Raw genomic sequence first — 21,642 nt, forward strand, 5'->3', positions numbered from 1 at the left:
ACAAACATGCTATAAGGGTGCGTTTTATTAATATGTGGCCGGGCTTTACAATAGACGAGCTACCGATGATAAAAGAAATCATTGAAGAAAACGGACGAACAATTGTTATAGATCATAACAATTATGACCTTATTATTGATAGTGTTTTTGCTCAAAGAACTATTAGTAATAAAGATAGTAATAAAGATATTTTTTACCGGTGAATCGGTTAGACCAAAGCTAGAAAATTATTATATATCTATAGGTTTTGATTATATAGATCATCCAAATTATATAAGAATACCTTTATATTATATGTATTGTACTAATGACATCAGTACTTGAATAAACGCTCACAATACAATCCGAACAAAACGTATTTTGCTTGTTTCTTAGTCTCTAACGGTATAGAAGATCCTGAGAACGACGGCTGCATAGCAAGAAAAATCGATTTTTTCATAAATTGTCGCTGTATAAAAAAGTAGTAAGCGGGATGTAAACCCTAATTCAGTAATATTTGCTAAAGATTATTCAGAAGAAGATTTATATAATTATATTATTTCTGTTGATAAAGATGATGAAAAATATTATAAGATATATATACCGGCTTCAGAAAATAATTACATCGCAGTAAAAGAAAAGTTTTTAATTTGTATTTAATAATTAAGAAAAAATTACCTTTATTAAATACAAATTAAAAACTATTTTTATAATATCAATTATAATTATTTGTTTATCATTACTTTTTATTAAAAACTTATCAAATAGGTTCTTGCTCCACTTGAAGAAAAAGATATTAAAATTTTTATAGTAAACCTACGCAGCACTGATAGATATAACAATATTAGTCAACAATTCGACAATAATAATTTATTCTATGAAAGGTTTAGTGCAGTAGACGGTTATAATTTATCTATAACAGATTCAGGGGGAAAAAGATTTACCGGATTAGATGTAAAAAATAACCCTACTCTTTTATCCCTTAATAACGGTTATACTGTACTTTGTCCTTCGGAAAATATAAATTATTATTCCGATAGCAAAATATTAAATCATACTTTAACGGCAGGTGAACTCGGTTGTTATTGTAACCATAGAGAAATTTGACTTAAAATGGTTAAAGACAATATACCTTATGCCCTAATAATAGAAGATGATGCTATACTAAATGACGATTTCCGTAATAAATTTTTCATTCTAAAAACAAAATATTTTATAATATTTACAATAATCCGTATTTAAAGAAGATAGGTCATGGTGGTTACTTTAATACAACTACAGGTTATTTGATACACTTAAAAGCTGCTCAAAAACTTCTTGAATATAGCAAAAACTTTACTTTAGAGATTGATAATGTACCAAGCTTTTATGCATAGCGCAGTGCAGTCCTATGTCACCTCGCCTTTTTTAATATATGCAACACTTAATTCTGAAGATTCAATTATATTTGAAATGGGAAGAGCACATTAAATAACGTAAATTTTACAACCTTAATCGAGGTTTTGTGGACATTTCTAAAAAGATTTAATTTTGGCTATTTTTTGCTGCACAATAGCAAATCAATTAGCAGTGTCCACAAAACCTCTAAGCATGGTACTTCTTCTGTAATATCAATATCAATAACTGTATCATCGTTTGTGCCTGAGGTAACCTTATTAAGCCAAGTAAGGGTAGTAGCGGTTTTCTCGGCAATATTCTTGCCTGCACTACTAATTGCCTTGCCGACATTGAAATCCGATATAACAGTTGTTAAAACATCTATTAAAGTTGCAAGACTTAAGAATTTTAAATCTTTAATAGACTCAAACATTATTAAAGGTACTATCGCTACGGTCAATCTTGCCGCATCATTATAGTAAAACTTTTGCAAAAACACATCATTAGTTAATGTTTTGTTGGTGATATTTTCTATAACTTTATTGCCGTAATATGTTGGCTGGATTACGAAAATAAAAACAGATATAATCCAAAATCAGTGTGGCTATTGCCGAACATATAGCAGTACTCTTCCATCCATGATAGATACTAATGTCTGATTCAATATTGTTAAAATCTATATCTTGATTGGTAAGTTTATTATATATTGCCTGAAGTTTTATTTGCGTATTCTTATCTGTTTTGGAATGTTTATATAGTAACTGAAAATATGGTTTAATTTCTTCAGCTGTAAATTGCTTATGCTCAATTAAAGCCGGTACAATTTTATCATGCAAAAATTTAATTAATTTATTTTGCATAAAATTTGTAACTTTACTTTGTTCTTCTACTACTCCTGCAACTGTATACCATCGTAAAACCCTATATACAATTATACGATTAATAGTATAATTATTTAATAAATCAATAACCCTAAATTAGCAGCATATCTAAAACAAATCGCAGTTGTATTTACAGCATCATTAGCAAAGCTTGGAGTATGATCAAATAAAAATTTAACATCTTCAGCATTGTCATTGTTATTTTCTAATGCTTGAAACATATTATTATTCATCTCTTTAGTTTGTCTATTTGATAAGACCGTACCGGGAAAGATAATAAAATTTGTAGCATCGCAAGGTTAGTGGTCGGTAAAGCACATAATTCATACCAAGGATCCTTTTCGTCAATTACATATGAACGTAAAGCAATTACACCCACTATAAGAGAAACATAAGTAATTGCTATTTTGCCTGAATGATTACTAACTAAAGCTGATTTTTCGGTTAACCAAGAAGCAATTTTGTGATCTTCATTATACTTATCACTAGCTTTTTCTATTCTAGTAAGACTTTGCTCTAATGAATTAAGATAATTTGCAAAATTTAAATGAGCTTTTTTTACTATATTAAACTTGTTTTCATACGAGGAAGGCGCATTTAAAGTATTTGTAAGTAATATTGCTTTAGCTATATAGCGAAAAATATTCTCTCGTCAGAGGATATGCCATAGCATCGATTTCTTTGGCTGCTTTAATCAAGTGTTCAGATTGATCTAAATTATTTTTTAAAAACACTTGGACTTTAGTAACTAGGGTACTAAAATCTAATGAATTTATATCCCCTATATCATCTAGCATAGCATCAATGATATTCTTGTTTTCTACTCACCTAAATTAAAACTAGCAAGTGCTGTAGTAGTTTTCCATAATCTTACGCCTAAATTTTATATCATTATAATATTGTATTATTACTTCTAGTTTATTACTCATAATTTCAATTAAATAAATATTAAGAATATAAACATCTCTTAATATTTATGCAAATCTTTTATATATAATCATTTATAATCTTTAATTATTTTAACATTAAAGTCACACATGAGCAACCCCAGTGTATGATAAGAGAGAAGAGGATTGGGTTATAAAAGTTTTTAACAAAAAAAACAATAGTTGTGGACATAACATATCCTTTTTTATCTTCTATTGGCAATAGGATCTGATTAATGATATAAAAAATGTCAGTACCTGAATCGTTTATATATATAATGAGAATACTAGTAACAGGAGCTAACGGCTTGATTGGATCATATATTACAACTGAATGATTAAAGAATAATTATAAAGTAATATGCTGTGTTAGAGATGTTGAATCGACCAGGAAAAATTCCCTACTGCAGAAGTGATATACTGTGATTTTAATATAGACCTAACACCACAAAGCTGGATAAATAGATTAAATAACATAGATATAGTTATTAATGTATCAGGTGTGTTAACGTCTAGTCATGCAATAATATTGGCAATGTTCATGTCAATGATCAAAAGGCTCTATTTAAGGCTTGCACCCTTACTAACGTACAAAGAATTATTCATATTTCAGCTCTTGGAATAGATGATGAAAAAAACACTGCTTATGCTTTAACTAAAAAAGCAGCTGAAGAATATGTACAAAAATTAGAAATATAGACTGGATAATTTTACAACCGTCTCTTGTAAGCGGTTGTTATGGTGGTACCTCGCTATTTAGGGCTCTTGCAACATTACCGTATTTTATTCCTTTAATAGGTGATGATTTACAACAATTTCAACCTATTCATATTGATGATTTAACGAAAGTAATTATTCACTGTATAGAAAGGGAAGGAAAAATCCACACATTATTAAAAATAGTTGGACCAGACATAATGAACATGAAGGATATCTTGCTTGGATGCAGAAGATGGCTTTGAGTCATGGAAGACTAATAAAAATTTCTTTAATATTCATTAAAATAGCAGCTAAATTAGGGGATTGTCTAAAAATAGGACCCATTAATTCTACTGCGTATAATATGTTACTTCAACCTAATATTGCTGATAAAAAAGATTTTATCGATTTTACTTCTATAATCCCTAGAAACTTGCAACAAGGTTTTGCAACCGAAACTTTAACCGTACAATCCATATGACACGCTAGGCTTTATTTTTTAAAACCTATAATAAAAATTGTCTTAGGACTATTTTGGATAATGACAGGAATTATTTCAAGCATTTTTGTTTATGATGCTAGTATGCAAATTATAATATCACTAGGATTTGATAAACAAATAGCACCTTACATATTATATGGAAGCTGCTTTACAGATATTATTCTTAGCATTCTATTAATTATCAAAAATAAAATAAATAGGATATGTAGTTTACAAATTTTATTAATACTAGCTTATACTCTACTATTAACATATCTTAAGCCAATATTGTGGCTAGATCCGCTTGGCCGATATTTAAAAATATTCCAGTAATATTACTTACTTTAGTATTCATGGCAATAGAACGAGATAAATAATGGATTATCTTTTTATAAAAACTATTCATATTATTAGCTCTACCACTTTATTTGGTACTGGAATTGGTACTGCCGTTTTTATGTGGTGGCAAATAAAACCGGTGATTTGAATGCAACGGCATATGCAACTCGCACTACAATAGCTGATCTTCTTTTTACTACTCCAACTGTGATAATTCAACCGGTTAGCGGCATAATATTAGTAAATATGCTTGGCTATAATTATTTTGATTTATGACTTACCTTAACTTATAGCGGATACATAATCGCCGGTAGTTGTTGGCTTCTGGTGGTATGGATTCAAATTCCACTACGCAATATGGCACTTGAAGCATTAAAACCGTGAATTCCCCTACCGGAAAAATATTATAAATTATTTAAATTATGATTCTACCTAGGCTGGCCGGTATTTATCAGTTTGAGTATTATTTTTTTCTTAATGGTATTTAAACCGCTATAATACTAGTTTAGGATAAATTTTATACTAAATTAGTATTGTCCTGTGGTCAAGCCAGCGTTGTTGTGTGGGGATACCCACCCATCATTGTGAGCAGTCGTAGGTCTTGTTGCAGGCTTGTTTATGTAATTCCCGCATAGGCGGGAATCCAGTAAAACATATAAAAAACTTGTGTTGTATAGGTTTACTTTATCACATGTGTCACTTCTTACATCAATATTGAAGTTATTTTTCTGGATTCCCGCCTACGCGCGAATGACATAGAGCAGAAATAATATTTACGCCGGTATATCTGCAATAATCGGTTGTTTTTTGTTTGATTTTGTAGAAATGAGAGAGGTCATTATCGGTTCGACTAAGCCGTTAACTACCTCTTTTGTAATAGTAACACGCTGTTTTTTGAGCTCGGCAACTTTATACATACTATCAAGCAAAAGATGCTCAAGTATTGAACGCAGTCCTCTTGCTCCCGTCTTTTTAGCTAGAGCTTTTTCGGCAATAGTTTCTAAGGCTGAATCATCAATTACAAGCTCAGCATCATCAAGCTCAAATTGTTTCTGATATTGCTTTACTATGGCATTCTTAGGCTTAGTTAAAATTGTAATTAAAGCTTCTTTGTCTAACTCATCTAAAGTAGTAACGATAGGTAATCTACCGATAAATTCAGGAATTAAACCGAATTTAGTTAAATCCTCAATCTCTAGGGATTTAAGAATCTCACTATTATTTTTCTCTTTATCTATATTTACGTTAGCTGCAAAGCCTATAGAACTATGATTAGTTCTTGAGGTTATAATGCTATCAATCCCCATAAAAGCACCACCACAAATAAATAAGATATTTGAAGTATCTAACTGTACGAAATCTTGTTGTGGGTGTTTCCTACCGCCTTGAGGAGGCACGGAAGCAACTGTTCCTTCCATAATTTTAAGTAATGCCTGCTGTACTCCTTCACCCGATACATCCCGTGTAATAGAAGGATTCTCCGATTTACGGGCAATTTTATCAACCTCGTCAATATAAATTATACCTTTTTGTGCTTTTGCTATATTAAACTCAGATGCTATCAATAAACGTAGTAATATATTCTCAACATCTTCACCGACATACCCGGCTTCCGTTAAGGAAGTAGCATCCGCCATAGTAAAAGGTACGTCTAAAATTTTAGCAAGCGTTTGAGCAAGTACAGTTTTTCCTGAACCGGTAGGACCGATCAGTAAGATATTCGACTTATTAAGCTCAACGTCATTATTGCCGGATTGTATATATTCAAGCCTCTTATAATGGTTATAAACCGCTACTGCTAAAATCTTTTTCGCTTGATCTTGCCCAACTACATAATCATTTAGAATGCCACATATTTTTTGCGGCGTTGGAATTGAAGAAGTAATTTGCTTTAAAGCAACTTTATTTTCTTCTTTCATAATATCTGTACATAAATCTATACATTCATCACAAATAAATACTGCAGGACCTGCGATCAGTTTTTTTACTTCATGTTGTTTTTTACTACAAAACGAACAAATCAATGCTTTTTTATCAGCTTCTACTACCATTAACTTTCTTTTTTATGTTTATTTTAACAATTCTTACTATAGTACTCTTGCGTATATATAATAATCTTTATGCTCATTTGCAACTATTTCGTATTTTTTAAGAATTCCTTCCCTAGCAAAACCGCATCTCTCAAGAAGATTAATTGAACGAAAATTATCAGTAATTACTGTTGCTTGTACTCTTATAATACCAATATAATCAGCAAATTTTAAAATATTCTTTATAGATTTTAACATCATACCTTGACCCCAAAAATTAGGATCTAGATCATAACTTATTTCTGCTCTATGATGCTCTAGATTTATTATATTAAAACCGGCAGTACCTATTAATTTATTATCGTCTTTAATGGCAATTCCCCAATAAAAACTTCTATGATTTTTATATAAACTAGACCAATAACGTATTTCCTCTACGGCTTCTTCTACATCTTTAGGCCTATTGCTATCAGTTATATAAATAGCCATTTCCGGCTTACTCATATAATTAAAATAATCTTGTGCATCCTCCGCGACTAACTCTCGTAAAACTATATCGTTTAAATCAAGCACAGGAAAAGGGGCATATAAATGTCCTCTATTTATCATATATACTCACTATTTTTCTGTATAATATGAATATGCAATATTTATATTATACAGAAGATTTTTAAATAATGAGTATACAAGGTGAACAACGGTTTCCACCTTGTATACAAATTTACTTCATATTATTTTATTATTAATTTTATTTATGAGTATATATCTATAATTATACATACTGAATCGGGTCTTGTACATTATTCTTTTTAAAAGCATCAAGTCGTACAATGCATGATAGACATTGACCACAAGATAAACCGTCTTCTGTTGGATCATAACATGATATTGTTTTACTATAATCTACTCCAAGCTCAAGCCCTTTTTTAATTATTTGCTCTTTGGTCATATTTATTAAAGGAGCATGGATAGTAATTTTTTCTCCATTTACTCCTACCCTAGTTGCTAAATTTGCCATTGCTTCAAAAGATTTTATATATTCAGGACGACAATCAGGATAGTTAGTATAATCATTAGTGTGTACCCCAATAAAAATATCTCTAGCTCCTATAACCTCAGCAACTCCTAGTGCGTAGCTTAAAAATATTGTATTACGTGCCGGTACATAAGTAACCGGTATGTCACTTGGTAATTGATCTGTGTTTTTAAATTTTGGTACATCTATATTATCATCAGTTAATGCAGAACCGATAAATGACTGCAAATCAATATTAATAACCCTATGTTGTTTTACATTATAATCTTTAATTAATCCTTGGATTTTTTGGACTTCCAGACTATTGCGTCTATGATAATTAAAACTTAGAGCATAAATTTCATAATCCGTTTTGCTAACTATCTCAAGAACCGTAGTAGAATCAGGTCCACCGCTTAATAAAATCACTGCTTTTTTTTTCATTGTTTTACCGATAAAGTTAATTTTTGAGATACTAAAGCATTTAAACTAATTTTTGCTCTAAGTGCTTCAAGTACTAAAGCTCGATGCACACGTTTATCTACTCTAACATTAAACTGTCCGCTATACTCTTTCCTAGACGGAGCTAAGGGGATAGATTGATTATGACTTATATAACTTTCTTTCATTAAAGTCCAAGCTTGTTGTAATTCTTGCAGTGCTTTTTCAGGCGAATTACCAAAAGCTGATACATTCGGTAGCTCTTCAAACCTTGCTAGCCAATCTCCATCCGTATCTTTAAAAAGTTCTATAGTAAACCCATCAAATGTATCATTTGTTTTCATCTTCATTTCCTTTTGCAAAGTTTAAAAATGGTCAAACTTGATATTCTTTTTCCATATTTCCAAAAGTGTGAATAGATAACCTATTTCCTTTGGGCAAGTACCAAATCTGATGGCTACCTTTTTGCCTATCTTTAACCCAACCGCACTTAGTCATTAAAGTATGAATCAGAGAAACTGAATCCTTTAGGATTTTGTTTAGCTTTCTTTGTTTTATATACTCATTCATGTTGTAACTATATATAGTTATAATATATAAGTCAAATAATATATGTTAATACAATAAATATTCTTGACTAACTCCTTCTGATAATCTAAATTTATGTTGTTAATTTATGGCGGGTGTAGCTCAGTTGGTTAGAGCATCAGGTTGTGGTTCTGAGGGTCGCGGGTTCGAATCCCGTCACTCGCCCCATATTGTGGAATTGTTGTGTGGTTACCAAATCATCATTGCAAAGAAAATTACAAAGTAATTGACGACGCAATCCAGTAAAAAATGCTAAAATTAGTACTTTTTTGTTATTTTTCTGGATTGCCATGTCGCTTCGCTCCTTGCAATGACGATTTGACATCCATGCAACAACGCCTACAGTCGCTCGCAATGACATTTTTTTCTTATGGATATCAAACTTTTATATAGACTAGCTAAATATCTAAGGTTCTATAAAAAAGATTTGATCATCGTTATGATCTCTTTACTTAGCGTATCAGCTTCATTATTACTAATCGGTAGTGTTTTTAGAAATTTAGTTGATAAAGGCTTGAGCAAAGACCATATTTTATCGGTTGATAAATCTATATTATATATTTGTTTATTAATTATCATCTTAAGTATTGCTAGTTTTTTTCGTTCATATTTTATCAATAATGTTGCTGAAAAGGCAGTTAATCAAATAAGAAAAGAAGCTTATAGTAATTTAATTAATTATGAAATTGAAGAGTTTGAAGAACTAAAAATCGGCGATATAATTTCACGCCTAACAAATGATATAGATCAAATATCTACTCTCATCGTTAATTTCTTATCTTTTTTTATTCGCAATTCGGTGATGCTAATTGGCGGCATTACATTAATGTTTTTTGAAAGCTTTAAACTCGCTTCTATAGTAATTATTACCATTCCTATCTTATTAATTCCTTTAATTAAATTCGGCAAGCATGTTAAGGTTTTATCTAAAAAAGCTCTAGAATCTAAGTCACTTTTAGCATCGGATATTGATGAAACTTTTAATAATATTAGAGCTATTTATGCTTTTAACCATCAAATAAACAAAATTGCCGATTTTGACACTAAATTACAAAACTATTTAATATACTGCAAAACCCGTTTAAAAATTCGTGCTTTATTCTTTGCGATTTCAATAGCCGTTATATTTCTTGCGATTACTTTAGTCGTTTGGATCGGAGCTTCAGATATAGTGAAAGGTCATTTATCTGCGGGACAAATTATCTCGTTTATTTATTATGCGATTATCGCCGGAGTTAGCTGTGGCGGTATTTTTGAGCTACTAAGCGAAATGCATTTACCTGTTACAGCCCTTGAGAGAATAATTACAATTATAGATAAGACACCTATAGCATATAATAATTATTTAGAATTAAATAATTCCGATCCAATCTCGATAGAATTCAAAAATGTTGATTTTACCTATCATTCAAGACCTAATTTAAGGATTATTAATAATATGTCTTTGAAGATAAATGCCAATAAGTTTCTTGGTATTGTAGGTAGATCAGGTTCAGGCAAAAGTACTGTGATGCAGTTACTGCTGCGTTTTTACCGGCAAGAAAACGGCACTATCCTTATTAACAATCAAGATATCACTCTTTTAAATCCTGCTGAAATTCGTAAGTTAATTGCCTATGTTCCTCAAGAGGCTAGCATTTTTTCCGGCACTATAAAATCAAATATTATATTTGGTAATAATGAAGCAAGCGACGACGAAATAAATGAGATAATAAAAATTACAGGAATAGAAGAATTTGCTGCTAAACTTCATGACGGTATAAATGCTAAAATCGGTGAAAGAGGGGTTAGATTATCAGGAGGACAGAAACAAAGAATAGCTATTGCTAGAGCATTACTACGCATGCCGCAAATTTTGCTTCTTGATGAGGCAATGAGTGCTTTAGATACGATGAGTGAACAGAAATTACTAGAGTCTATAAAAAAAATAATGAGAGGGAACATTATTATATCAATTGCCCATCGCATTAGTAGTATAGAATCAGCTGATTATATTTTAGTCATAGATAAAGGAGAAGTAGTCGCTGAAGGATCACATAATGATTTATCTAAAAACTCAGAAATTTATCGAAATATTTGCAGAGAGCAGTTAACAATATAAAGGGGTATGTCATTCCTGCGAAAGCAGGAATCCAGTCAACCTTAATGTCATACCACGACTTGAGCGTGGTATCTTAGGGCATAATCTGTGACACAAGCTCCCATGGTCAAGCCACGATATGAGACTGAACGCTTTTTACTAGATTCCCGCTTTCGCGGGAATGACAATAAAGTATATAATTGATATATTTATTACAATAAAAGTTCCTTAGTATAAAAAATTTAAATGTTTAATATAATTTAGCTTGAAAGCTGCCGTAGCTTTGTTATAATCGTAATTACAAAACAAAAAAGGTTTACAAAATGAAAAATTTATTAAAGATTTTATTAATTCTAACTTTCGCGAGCTCAGTATTTGCTTCATCAATGCAAATGCCTGCCCCAACTTCAGTTACAACAACCCAAATACAAGCTATGAGTACTGACGATCAACAAGCTTGGGTTGCTAGTTTAACAGCAGATCAGTATAATATGTTAAGTCCTGATGTTCAAAAGTGGGTAATGGAGAATACTACCGATACTCAAAAACAAGCTTTAGGAATTAATCAGTAATATTTTAATTAATTTTTAAAATTGATAGGGGACTGGGAACAAAATAATTTTAATTGATAATTAAAAAGAATTTTTAGCGAAAATTAATAAGAGTTTTGAAGGAATAGTTAATCTTATTTTAAAAAAGCCTTATAATTTGCAGTAAAAATAAATTTAATTAGCTTTAAAATTTATTTTGTTAATAGTCCCACATCTTAGAAATCATTATTATTAACATATATTACTAAAAGTTTCTGCTTGCACTTCCTTTCAGTCTTCCTGTTATCGTATCATGTATATACTCCTGATAAATAAAAATTGCTAGACGAGCATAATTATTCATTTATTCTTTCTTTAGTAAAACAATACACTAATTATTGTAAGCTATAAGAATATAGAAAGCTAACTTGTTGTGTGGCTTTGCTGCCATTCCTGCGTCCTTATTTATGTCATTCCCGCAAAAATGTTGTTGCGTGGATCGGTTTTTCCATCATTGCGAGAAAATTTACAATGGGAAGAATTCCTGAGATTGCCATGCTCACTAACGTTCGCTCGCAATGACGACTTGGTATCTATGCAACAATGCCTCGCAGGGATGACATCGCGCAAGGCTTTCGGCTTCAATAATACTTTGCTAAAATAACCTCAAACTAACAATTAATTATTACCGTAATCATCATGGAATACTCGCTGGAGCGGAAATAGATTTATTAATTCCAAGTCTTCCTGAAATACAAGATACATTCAACCTTTCAACTTTTATGACAGAGTTACTACTTGGTGTTAATCTAACTGCTTATTGTATTACTTCGCTTATAGTCGGTAATTTAGGAGATAGGTACGGACGCAGACCGATTATTATACTCGGTTTACTGATTTTTAATCTTGGTATTTTATTTTGTATATTTGCAAATAATTGTGCAGCGATATTATTTGGAAGATTTTTGCAAGGATGCGGGATATCATCGGTTGCAGTACTAGTATATATTGTTCTTGCCGATATTTATTCGGTACAAGAACAGCAAAGATTCATGGGCATTTTAAACGGCACTATTGCCCTTTCTATGGCAATAGCACCAGTTGTAGGTAGCTATGTCAATTTATTTTGGGGCTGGCGTGGCAATTTTGTTTTGTTGCTTATAGTAGGTTTGATCAGCCTAATTCTTGGTATATTATTTATGCCAAAAAGAGAAGTTAATAAAAAAATACGTACTTCTTTAAAAGAATATATACCTATCTTCAAATCGCCAAAAGCTATATATTATATACTTACAATGATATTTCTTGCACAAGGATATTGGATATTTATTGGGATTGCTCCTATTTTATATATGCAAGATTTAGGTGTAACTTTAGAATATTTCGGATTTTATCAAGGAGCAATGGCAGCTCTATTCTCAATTATGAGCTTTTCAAGCAGTTATTGCTTTAAAAAATTCGGTATTAAAAATTGCTTATATTTTGGAGTTATATTTATAATACTATTCCTACTAGGCAATAGCATATTAGTTGTATATAATATTAATAATCCTTTAACCATAACAATAGTTACTTTATTATTATCTCTTGGCGTGATATATCCGATTAACATATTATGGCCATTGCTTTTAGAAGCTATTCCGGACGGTGAAGCTCGTATGACGGCTATTTTCACTGTGGCTAGATTGATTTTAACGGCATTTGGGCTGCAATTAGTAGGATTTTTATATAACGGTACTTTTACTCCTCTTGGCATTACTATATCCAGTGTTACACTATTTGGGTTAGTAACATTACCTAAATTATTTAAGTATGCTAAAGTCTTTGAGATTTCTAGTAACGTGTAGATGTCTTTATGTCATCAATTGTGTCGTCATTGCGAGGAAAAACTGTAAGTGTTGACGAAACAATCTCAGGCATTTGTTATTATTTCATAAGATTGCCACACAGCCTACGGCTGTTCACAATGACAAAAAAGCTAATTCACACAGGAATAACCTAGAAACGGATGTAAGAAAAAATAAACAAATGATCAATAACAATTTTATCTTCAAGATAGCTTTCAGATATTTTAGAGCTAAGAAAAACGAAAAGTTTGTTTCTATTATTTCTGCCTTTTCTTTAGTGGGCGTCATGATCGGCGTTGCAGCATTGATAGTAGTCATGTCCGTTATGAACGGTTTTCATATAGAGCTTACTAAAAATATTATCGGCTTAAATGGGGATATAGTGATAAATCGGCAAGGTGGTAGTATTGATAACTATGAAGAGATTAAAGCCAAACTCCTAAAACAAGATTATATAAAACATGTAACATTCATTGCGCACGGTCAAGCTTTGGCTCTTGGTAAAAGTAATAATAGCGGTGTGCTTGTTAAAGGTATGAAATTAAAGGATCTAAGTGTAAGAAATGAAATTTTTAAAAATGTAAATTTTGGTAGTTTTGATAATTTTCACGGCAAAAACGTAATAGCACTCGGAGAACAATTAGCAAGCAATTTAGGCGTAACCGTTGGGGATAAGATTAGATTAATTTCACCGAATTCAGTTTCTACCACCTTTGGCAGTATGCCAAGATCAAAAGAATTTAAAGTTATAGCAATTTTCAATAGCGGTATGTATGATTATGATTTGACAACGATATTAATGCCGCTTACCGCAGCACAAAATTTCTTATCTCTCGGCAACGATATTAATTTAATCGAAATTAATAGTCTAGATCCCGATAAAGCTCTCACATATTCACATAAAATACAATCACTCTTAGGTCCAACCCTATATGTATTTAATTGGCAAACCTTAAATTCACAATTTTTAAGTGCTCTTGCTGTTGAGCGTACGGCTATGTTTACTATTCTATCTTTAATTATTACGGTTGCCGCATTTAATATTATTTCAAGCTTATTTATGCTTGTTAAAGATAAAACTTCAGACATTGCAATTCTTAGAACTATGGGAGCAAGCACTAAGCAAATAATGCTTATTTTTATCTATAATGGAATGTTTATAGGATTACTTGGCACAACACTAGGTGTAATCCTTGGTGTTACCTTTTCTTATAATATTCAAACTATCAAGAATTATTTGGAGCGTATAACCGGTACTAAAATTTTCGAGGCAGCTATTTATTTTCTTTATAGTTTACCTTCAAAAGTAAGAGCTGAGGATATTATTTTAATTACCTCTTTATCTATAATATTGTGTTTTCTTGCGACAATTTATCCTTCTTATAGAGCCTCAAAATTAAATCCCGTGGATGCCCTAAGATATGAATAATACAGTCCTCATTTTAAAAAATATCTCAAAACATTACAGCCAAGGCAAAACTATTGTTAGAGTACTAGATGATCTTAATCTAACGGTTAATGAAGGTGAATTAATCGCTATAATAGGTTCTTCAGGTAGCGGCAAATCAACTTTACTACATATTGCCGGCTTGCTTGATAAACCTACAAAAGGTCAAGTCATCATACCAAATAGCAAGTATCAAAAATATCATCTAATTCGTCTTCATTATTTAGGTTTTATCTATCAACAACATCACTTACTTAAAGATTTTACCGCTCTTGAAAATGTTATTATGCCAAGGCTTATTAGTGGTCTTGATCAAAAAGAAGCAATAGAAGATGCAACAAAGATATTAGATGATTTAGGGCTTGGGAAAAAACTCTATAATATGCCTGGAGAATTATCGGGAGGAGAACAACAACGGGTCGCTATAGCTCGGAGCTTAATTAATAAGCCGAAAATTATTTTAGCAGATGAACCGACAGGTAATTTAGATCCCAAAACTACAAATGAAGTATTTAATTTATTTTTAAAAGTAGCAAAAGAACAAAATACCGCAATTATTATGGTAACACATAACCATGCATTAGCACATAAAATGGATAAATTATATAAGCTAAAGCACAGATTATTAAATATAGCTTGATTTAAAGCTCAAAAATTCTAATAATTATATGTAGATTCTGTGAAGATTTCTAAAAAGATTTAATTTTGGCTCTTTTTTGCTGCAAATTATAAGATTTTTTTGCAATATGAATAACTATTCCTTCAAAAACCTTATAATTTTTGCTCAAAAATATCTTAAAATAGCAAATCAATTAGAAATTTTCACAGAACCCAACATTCTTTTAATAAAGGTTAGTAATGGCTGCGCCTATTATATTTACTCTGTTACTTGGAGATGAAGATCGGATATTAGAGAAAATAAACAAGCAGGAAACTCAAAATAAACTGCCTATTATCCGGCTAGAAGTTAATAAAGCATCACATATACCCGATAAAGAACGTATTTTTTCGGAGATCTTACAAGAATCCCACAAAAAGGGCAAAACACCGATTTTTAATATTCAACTTAATAACAATAATATACAACCCATTTTTAAGGTACAAGATTTAATTAATTTACAAAATTTAAATATAAAAACTACTATTACTTTTGATCAATATAATTCATTACCCCAAAATTCTGCACTAGAAGCTTATTGGAAGCAAATTATGAAAAAAGTTGATCATGTTTTTTTTACAAATGAAGCAGATCAAAATTTATCTATAGCCGATGGTATAGTACCAAAAGATAAAGCCACTACAATTACGGATATAAATTTAGTAACATCTGTTTTTAATAATCTTGTATCTGATCGTAAAATTGATCAATTACTTTCCGGTACAATACCTGATAAAGAAAAGCTAGATAAAATAATAAAAAACGCTAAAAATCAAGGCGGTAGAGTGATTATAGAAACTTGGCCTCTTTCTGCAGACGAAGCAACAAATCTTATCACTGCTAAATTCGGTATTACCTCTGAAGATCAAATTTACGGATTGAAACTCGAAATTAATGAAATCTTAAAAGATGCAAATAATGCTGCTGAAAACTTAAAAAAATATGTATCACAAATATCTAGGCAATTTCAAAAAGATTTAGGTAAAACTGATGTAAATCCTATTGACTTTAATTTTATTAATACAAAGAAAGTTATGAATGATAGACCTAAGGATATACAAGTAGAACAAACAATATCATATGAACCTCCAAAAGCAAACCAACCACAACCGCAAGGTTTTTTTAAAAGAATTTTTAACTATTTTAAAGATATAATAACTAGTTTTAAAGAAGCAATATTCGGCAAAAAAGAAGAACCTAAAACTCACGAATCAACAACTCCAACCACGGAAGCAAAGCCGACAATAACAGAAGAACCACTAACCACTGTTGCATCTTCTATAAATCCACCGCAACAACAAGCTCCCGCTAATAATCAAAAACCATGGGAAAAATTAGGAATTCCACAGGAAATGTATAAGGAATCTCTAAAAGCAGAACAACAATTAGCCAAACCAATAATAGAACCAAAACAGCAGATACCTGAAAAAAAATCATCACTGGTTATAAATACTGAAGATCAAGTTGGTGTTTATAATACAGGAAATATAAAACAACCTACTTATTTATACACTGAAGATGATATCAAAAATATATTGGAAGCAAATATAGATAAGAATATGTTCTCTATATTTCATCATGCCTCTTTAGAAGAGCCGGAAATACTAAAAGATACTCTTCGTGTTACAGTAGAGGATTTAATACTAGATAATAAGCCTGCAATTATACCACTAAATACAGGACATAAACATTGGTTACTCTTAATGGCTAGTAAAGATGATAAAGGTAATATAAACTTTATGTATAATGATCCCTATGGTGAGCCATTGGAATCTCAACCAAAAGTAACAGAATATATTACCGAAATTTATCCCGATGCAAAAATAACAGACCTAAATACCAAGCAACAAGCAAATGTATATGATTGCGGAGTTTTCGTATGCGATAGTGCGATCAAACTCTCTAAAGGGCAAAAAATTCTAACTACTGAAGAATCTAAAGACCAAGGTATAAATTTAAGGCAAGCTCAAGCTAATACATTATTAATACAGCAACAAGCAATAACGATTGGACACGAATCACGCAAGACATCATCGACAAATAACAAATTTCACAATCTTATTAACAGCCGAAAAACAAAAGATACTGAAAGGAGTCGTTGATAACAAAAAAACATTAGGCAAAATCTATAATTACTAATATAATTATTTATAGTTAATTTATATTTTAACAAAGAATGACTACCATACTTGTGATCGTTATTATAATAATGATCGCCTTATCTGCTTTATTTGCCGCTACCGAAACTGCTATTACCGCTTCTTCCCCAGGGAAGATTCATAAGCTTAAAATCGCCGGTAATAAGCGTGCTAAAACAATTTTAGAGGTTCTTAAGAAAAAAGAAAAGGTCATAGGAACTTTATTAATAGGTAATAGTTTAATCAATACTGTTTGTACCACTATTGCTACTACTCTCTTTATTAGCTTTCTTGGAGATAATGGACCCATTGTTGCTTCCGGCGTTATGGCTTTTATAATTATTGTTTTTGCCGAAGTAGTACCGAAAGCAATAGCCGTTGCTAAACCTGAACAATTAGCATTAAAAATGGCTTCAACTATCGTAATATTTTTAAAGCTTTTCAAACCTATTAATATTGCTCTTGATTACATTACAAAAATATTTTGCTTCATATTTCGTATTAATTTAAATCCTCAAATATCAGGAACGGAAGAAGTAAGAGGCGTGATTGAGCATTACCATCAAGAAGGCGGAGTTTATAAATCTGATCGTAATATGCTCGGCGGGATATTAGATATACGTAATATGACGGTATCGGAAATTATGACTCACAGAAGTAGTATTATAGCCCTTAATATCGACCTACCTCATGAAGTGATAATTAAAACTTTATTATCGGGTGCTCATACACGTATACCTTTGTGGCAAGATAATAGAGATAATATAATAGGGATTCTCAATCTCAAAGATTTGCTTAAAGCATTATACGAAAATAATAATGATGCAAAAAAAGTTGATATTAATAAACTTCTAACTCCACCTTGGTTTATCCCTGAGAATGCACTTGTAGTAGACCAGCTACATGCATTTAGAGAACGTAATAATCATTTTGCTTGTGTTGTAGATGAGTATGGTACTCTACTAGGTATTATTACTCTTGAAGATGTTATAGAAGAAATCGTAGGACCCATTACTGATGAACATGATAGACTTAATAATGAAATTATTAAGAAGTCTAATACCGAGTTCATTATAAAAGGAACTACGACTATTAGAGATATTAACCGAGAACTTGATTGGAATTTATCGGATGAAGATGCAAACACTATAGCAGGATTAATAATCCATAAAATTGCTAGAATTCCAAATCAAGGGGAAGTAATTGAAATATTTAATTTAAAGGTAATTATTTTAAAGAAAATTGCCAATAAGATTGATAGCGTAAAAATTACCGTATTACCTACTACCGAGGCAACAATAAGCAGTGAGTGAAATCGGTAATTTTTTACTACTAACAACAATGTACTTGTCGGTTATCGGTTTGTCTTTTGTCTTTTATGTCATTCCTGCGAAAGCGGGAAGCCATAAAAAATCTCTATTTTATAGACTGGATTGCCGCTTTCGTGGGAATGACAACTACCTCATTACTTGCCCCTTCTACATAGCTGCCTCATGTACTATACTTGCCTTTTTTACCCTAGTCTATTCTTTTATTATCTCTGACTTTTCACTACAAAATGTTTTCTTAAATTCCAGTACTTTAAAACCTTTAATATATAAAATAGCCGGTAGTTGGTCGAGCCACGAAGGCTCAATGTTATTATGGTTTTGTTTATTACAAATCGTTAGTTGCTGTTATATATTTTTACTTGAAGATAACCGTCTTAAATTGTTATCTATTATTATTCTATCAGCCATACAATTATTTTTTAGCAGCTTTATTTACTTTACCTCCAATCCTTTTAACGTGTTTTCTTTCGTTCCTAAAGAAGGGTTAGGCTTAAACCCAATGCTACAAGATATTGCTTTGAGCATCCATCCTCCTCTGCTTTATTTAGGCTATGTTAGCTATGTAGTACCGTTTACTATTGTTTGTGCTGCTATGTCATTCTCATACCCACTTATGTCATTCCCGCGAAAGCGGGAATCCATTAATGACATAAGACTTCTCAAAACATTTTCCAATATCGGTATCTTATTTACTACCATAGGAATTAGCCTTGGTTCTTGGTGGGCATATAGAGAACTCGGCTGGGGCGGATTTTGGTTTTTTGATCCGGTAGAAAATATTTCACTATTTCCTTGGTTATCCGGAATTATGCTCCATCATTCTATAATTGTAACAACAAAAACCAGACGTATGCAAAACTGGACAGTAATTTTATCCATCATTACTTTTTTATTAGTAATATTTAGTGCTTTTTTAGTACGTTCCGGTTTTATTACCTCAATTCACTCTTTTGCATTCTCACCTGAGAGACGAATATACTTGCTTGGGATATTTTTGATTATGGGGATTGGTAGTATTGGGTGGTATACTACCACATCATTGCGAGGAAATGCATTAGCATTGACGAAGCAATCTCAGGAAACTAACCGAGATTGCCACAGCCACTTTCGTGCCTTTGCAATGACGAATTGTGGAAACTCCATACTCCTTGGTAATATATTCCTCCTTCTTAGCCTTATTGTGCTAATAGCTGCCACACTTTATCCGCCAATTTACTCTTTATTCGACGATAAATCTATTATTATTAGTGAAACATTTTTTGTTAATAATTTTATTATATTCGTTATCCCTATTCTTGGTACCATAGGATTATTTACTACCAGCAGCTCTATTAAAAAACATATTATAATTCTAATATTATCTCTAATAATTACTTATTTAATATCATTAAAAGTAACATTTAGTGTTATATCGATTTTAACTATAATCGCATCTATATTTCTTATGCTTCATAATATTCATTATCTTTTGGTTAAAACTAATTATTGTAGAAATAGACTTAAAGCAAGTAACGCTAGTATGATCCTTGGGCATTTTGGTTTTGCACTAATTAGTTTTAGTATTACTATGAATACATTATTACAAAGTGAAATGGATTTTACCGGCAGAGTAGGAACAAGTAAAACATTTAACGAATTTAAAGTAACATTGCAAAATATTAAGTTTGCTCAAGGTAAAAATTATTATAGACAAATCGCTGAATTTTGGCTTGAGGATAATAGCCGTAATATAACTATATTAAAGCCGGAAAATAGACTTTATATCGTTGAAAAGAGTTTATCGCAAGAAAGTGATATATACTCTTACTTATTATATGATCTTTACGCAGTTTTAAGTAATATAGACGACGATATAATCCATGCTAAAATATATTACAAGCCAATGATAAGCTTTATTTGGCTTGGAATTATTCTTACCGCGTCCGGTTTTTTTATTGCACTAATCAGAAAAAATTCTAGCTAATTTGCACCATCACATTTAAGGTTTAAAATTTTAATACTATTCGGATGATCAGCACCGAATTGTTCTATCTGATTATTACGGAATTTTTCATACCAAAATTTCTTAGGTAAAGTACAACTCTGCAAAATACATATTACTTATTTCATACACATTTTTCATATTTTCTTTATAATTATTCCAATATATATTTTCAGCAGTAGCATAAGCATCTACCGCCTCCTCATTTTGATTAAGTAACACTAGTGCATCCCCTTCAAGTAACACTAGTGCATCCCCTTCAGCAACAAACGTTTTTGCCAAATCTATATCCGGTGATATAATAATCTCTTTGTTAGGTCTAGTTGGATCATTAAGAAAAATTGCTTTAGCTTTTTTATTCTAGAGCTTCGGTAACATCACCTAAACCTAGTTTTGCTCTTGATTTTTGGGTAAAAATTCGTCCAAATACTTGATTTGTCTCTTTTTTACTCGACTTATTCATATCATATACTTATTCTAATAAAGAAAGAGCTTCCTTATATTTCTTAAGATTATTTAATACATCTAATTTAATGAGATATGAACCGGTAAGAAATAAATCTTGAGGTTTCATCCCGTTTTCGATACAAGCATTTATAGTATCGTCAATTCTTCTTCATGCTTCATAATTTTTACCTTAGATATTAAATAATTTAGCTTTTGCATAATATATAGTTGCTATGTCAGTTTGATCTACTAGATTTTGATTGAACATATCTTCCATCATTTGGATATTTTTTTCTGTTTCTTCTAGATTTCCTAGCTGAATATTGGATATAGCCGAACCGAAAACTACATCACATTTTATGGAATCATATACTTTCACTTCATCAAATACCTGCTTAGCTTTCGTATCTATTCAATTGCTTTTTTA

General features: G+C 31.2%; 22 protein-coding genes, 1 tRNA gene and 4 pseudogenes. 16 read left to right on the forward strand and 11 right to left on the reverse strand.

Annotated features, from left to right (window positions below; all coding sequences use genetic code 11):
* Positions 1-32: 32 nt before the first annotated feature.
* The 4 genes and pseudogenes from BTU51_RS09470 to BTU51_RS09475 all read left to right on the forward strand — a co-directional run bounded on the left by BTU51_RS09470 (position 33) and on the right by BTU51_RS09475 (position 1,355).
* On the forward strand, positions 33-203 hold the full coding sequence (locus BTU51_RS09470) for a hypothetical protein (protein ID WP_230453765.1): 171 nt from the start codon (positions 33-35) through the stop codon (positions 201-203).
* Entirely contained in the window at positions 124-324 is a 201-nt protein-coding gene (locus BTU51_RS06070; RefSeq protein WP_012262551.1) for a hypothetical protein, read from the forward strand. The genes BTU51_RS09470 and BTU51_RS06070 overlap by 80 nt, the downstream gene beginning before the upstream one ends.
* Positions 325-822: 498 nt before the next feature.
* A pseudogene (locus tag BTU51_RS07930) lies at positions 823-1,221 on the forward strand (glycosyltransferase family 25 protein).
* Positions 1,222-1,265: 44 nt separating this feature from the next.
* Positions 1,266-1,355, forward strand: a complete 90-nt coding sequence (locus BTU51_RS09475; RefSeq protein ID WP_230453546.1) for a hypothetical protein — start codon at positions 1,266-1,268, stop codon at positions 1,353-1,355.
* A gap of 158 nt (positions 1,356-1,513) precedes the next feature.
* Here the strand turns inward: BTU51_RS09475 and BTU51_RS06085 are convergent, their stop codons facing one another.
* The 4 genes from BTU51_RS06085 to BTU51_RS09480 all read right to left on the reverse strand — a co-directional run bounded on the left by BTU51_RS06085 (position 1,514) and on the right by BTU51_RS09480 (position 3,034).
* Positions 1,514-1,855: a hypothetical protein gene (locus tag BTU51_RS06085; RefSeq protein WP_012262553.1), complete on the reverse strand. Its 342-nt coding sequence runs from the start codon at positions 1,853-1,855 to the stop codon at positions 1,514-1,516.
* A gap of 40 nt (positions 1,856-1,895) precedes the next feature.
* Positions 1,896-2,216, reverse strand: coding sequence for a hypothetical protein (locus BTU51_RS06090; RefSeq protein WP_042442129.1), 321 nt, complete (start codon positions 2,214-2,216; stop codon positions 1,896-1,898).
* Between the two features lie 95 nt (positions 2,217-2,311).
* Positions 2,312-2,470, reverse strand: a complete 159-nt coding sequence (locus BTU51_RS08685; RefSeq protein ID WP_162180548.1) for a hypothetical protein — start codon at positions 2,468-2,470, stop codon at positions 2,312-2,314.
* Positions 2,471-2,860: 390 nt separating this feature from the next.
* The gene (locus BTU51_RS09480; protein ID WP_228368839.1) at positions 2,861-3,034 is read right to left on the reverse strand and encodes a hypothetical protein; all 174 of its coding nucleotides are present in this window, start codon (positions 3,032-3,034) and stop codon (positions 2,861-2,863) included.
* Positions 3,035-4,115: 1,081 nt separating this feature from the next.
* Between BTU51_RS09480 and BTU51_RS08885 the strand changes: the two genes are divergently transcribed.
* The 3 genes and pseudogenes from BTU51_RS08885 to BTU51_RS09485 all read left to right on the forward strand — a co-directional run bounded on the left by BTU51_RS08885 (position 4,116) and on the right by BTU51_RS09485 (position 4,958).
* The gene (locus BTU51_RS08885) at positions 4,116-4,343 is read left to right on the forward strand and encodes a hypothetical protein (protein ID WP_014362494.1); all 228 of its coding nucleotides are present in this window, start codon (positions 4,116-4,118) and stop codon (positions 4,341-4,343) included.
* 102 nt (positions 4,344-4,445) lie between these two features.
* Complete coding sequence (locus BTU51_RS06105; protein ID WP_230453644.1) at positions 4,446-4,676, forward strand: DoxX-like family protein; 231 nt, start codon at positions 4,446-4,448, stop codon at positions 4,674-4,676.
* Between the two features lie 43 nt (positions 4,677-4,719).
* Positions 4,720-4,958 (forward strand): annotated as a pseudogene (locus BTU51_RS09485) (DUF2269 family protein).
* A 497-nt stretch (positions 4,959-5,455) separates the two neighbouring features.
* On the opposite strand, the gene clpX reads toward BTU51_RS09485, so the two are convergent.
* The 5 genes and pseudogenes from clpX to BTU51_RS10050 form a co-directional block, all read right to left on the reverse strand.
* Positions 5,456-6,733, reverse strand: a complete 1,278-nt coding sequence (gene clpX / locus BTU51_RS06115) for an ATP-dependent Clp protease ATP-binding subunit ClpX (RefSeq protein WP_012151203.1) — start codon at positions 6,731-6,733, stop codon at positions 5,456-5,458.
* Between the two features lie 36 nt (positions 6,734-6,769).
* Positions 6,770-7,321, reverse strand: coding sequence for a GNAT family N-acetyltransferase (locus BTU51_RS06120; protein ID WP_012151204.1), 552 nt, complete (start codon positions 7,319-7,321; stop codon positions 6,770-6,772).
* A gap of 163 nt (positions 7,322-7,484) precedes the next feature.
* Positions 7,485-8,171, reverse strand: a complete 687-nt coding sequence (gene queC / locus BTU51_RS06125) for a 7-cyano-7-deazaguanine synthase QueC (RefSeq protein WP_012151205.1) — start codon at positions 8,169-8,171, stop codon at positions 7,485-7,487.
* Complete coding sequence (locus BTU51_RS06130; protein ID WP_012151206.1) at positions 8,168-8,512, reverse strand: type II toxin-antitoxin system HicB family antitoxin; 345 nt, start codon at positions 8,510-8,512, stop codon at positions 8,168-8,170. Before BTU51_RS06130 ends, queC begins: the two co-directional genes overlap by 4 nt.
* A 34-nt stretch (positions 8,513-8,546) precedes the next feature.
* Positions 8,547-8,666: pseudogene (locus tag BTU51_RS10050) on the reverse strand (type II toxin-antitoxin system HicA family toxin); the annotation flags it as partial.
* A 181-nt stretch (positions 8,667-8,847) separates the two neighbouring features.
* On the opposite strand from BTU51_RS10050, the gene BTU51_RS06140 reads away from it, so the two are divergent.
* The 9 genes and pseudogenes from BTU51_RS06140 (at position 8,848) to BTU51_RS06185 (ending at position 20,750) form a co-directional block, all read left to right on the forward strand.
* Positions 8,848-8,924, forward strand: a tRNA-His gene (locus tag BTU51_RS06140).
* Between the two features lie 202 nt (positions 8,925-9,126).
* Complete coding sequence (locus BTU51_RS06145; protein ID WP_012262558.1) at positions 9,127-10,857, forward strand: ABC transporter ATP-binding protein; 1,731 nt, start codon at positions 9,127-9,129, stop codon at positions 10,855-10,857.
* A gap of 302 nt (positions 10,858-11,159) precedes the next feature.
* The gene (locus BTU51_RS06150; protein WP_012151209.1) at positions 11,160-11,408 is read left to right on the forward strand and encodes a DUF2673 domain-containing protein; all 249 of its coding nucleotides are present in this window, start codon (positions 11,160-11,162) and stop codon (positions 11,406-11,408) included.
* A gap of 657 nt (positions 11,409-12,065) precedes the next feature.
* Positions 12,066-13,213: pseudogene (locus BTU51_RS06155) on the forward strand (multidrug effflux MFS transporter).
* Between the two features lie 181 nt (positions 13,214-13,394).
* Positions 13,395-14,642, forward strand: coding sequence for a lipoprotein-releasing ABC transporter permease subunit (locus BTU51_RS06165; RefSeq protein WP_014362405.1), 1,248 nt, complete (start codon positions 13,395-13,397; stop codon positions 14,640-14,642).
* Positions 14,635-15,300 carry an ABC transporter ATP-binding protein gene (locus BTU51_RS06170; protein WP_012151212.1) on the forward strand — a complete coding sequence of 222 codons (666 nt, stop codon included), beginning with the start codon at positions 14,635-14,637 and terminating at the stop codon, positions 15,298-15,300. Before BTU51_RS06165 ends, BTU51_RS06170 begins: the two co-directional genes overlap by 8 nt.
* Before the next feature lie 218 nt (positions 15,301-15,518).
* A complete protein-coding gene (locus tag BTU51_RS06175; protein WP_012151213.1) occupies positions 15,519-17,420 on the forward strand; it encodes a Ulp1 family isopeptidase in 1,902 nt (633 codons plus the stop codon).
* 74 nt (positions 17,421-17,494) lie between these two features.
* The gene (locus BTU51_RS06180) at positions 17,495-18,769 is read left to right on the forward strand and encodes an HlyC/CorC family transporter (protein WP_004997632.1); all 1,275 of its coding nucleotides are present in this window, start codon (positions 17,495-17,497) and stop codon (positions 18,767-18,769) included.
* The gene (locus BTU51_RS06185) at positions 18,762-20,750 is read left to right on the forward strand and encodes a heme lyase CcmF/NrfE family subunit (RefSeq protein WP_012262561.1); all 1,989 of its coding nucleotides are present in this window, start codon (positions 18,762-18,764) and stop codon (positions 20,748-20,750) included. The genes BTU51_RS06180 and BTU51_RS06185 overlap by 8 nt, the downstream gene beginning before the upstream one ends.
* Positions 20,751-20,852: 102 nt before the next feature.
* Here BTU51_RS06185 and BTU51_RS09490 read toward each other — a convergent pair whose 3' ends face one another.
* Positions 20,853-21,050: a hypothetical protein gene (locus tag BTU51_RS09490; protein ID WP_012151215.1), complete on the reverse strand. Its 198-nt coding sequence runs from the start codon at positions 21,048-21,050 to the stop codon at positions 20,853-20,855.
* A 355-nt stretch (positions 21,051-21,405) separates the two neighbouring features.
* Positions 21,406-21,594, reverse strand: coding sequence for a hypothetical protein (locus tag BTU51_RS06195; protein ID WP_042442132.1), 189 nt, complete (start codon positions 21,592-21,594; stop codon positions 21,406-21,408).
* Positions 21,595-21,642 lie beyond the last annotated feature (48 nt).

Origin of the sequence: Rickettsia rickettsii (assembly GCF_001951015.1) — a bacterium.
Taxonomy (GTDB): Bacteria; Pseudomonadota; Alphaproteobacteria; order Rickettsiales; family Rickettsiaceae; genus Rickettsia; species Rickettsia rickettsii.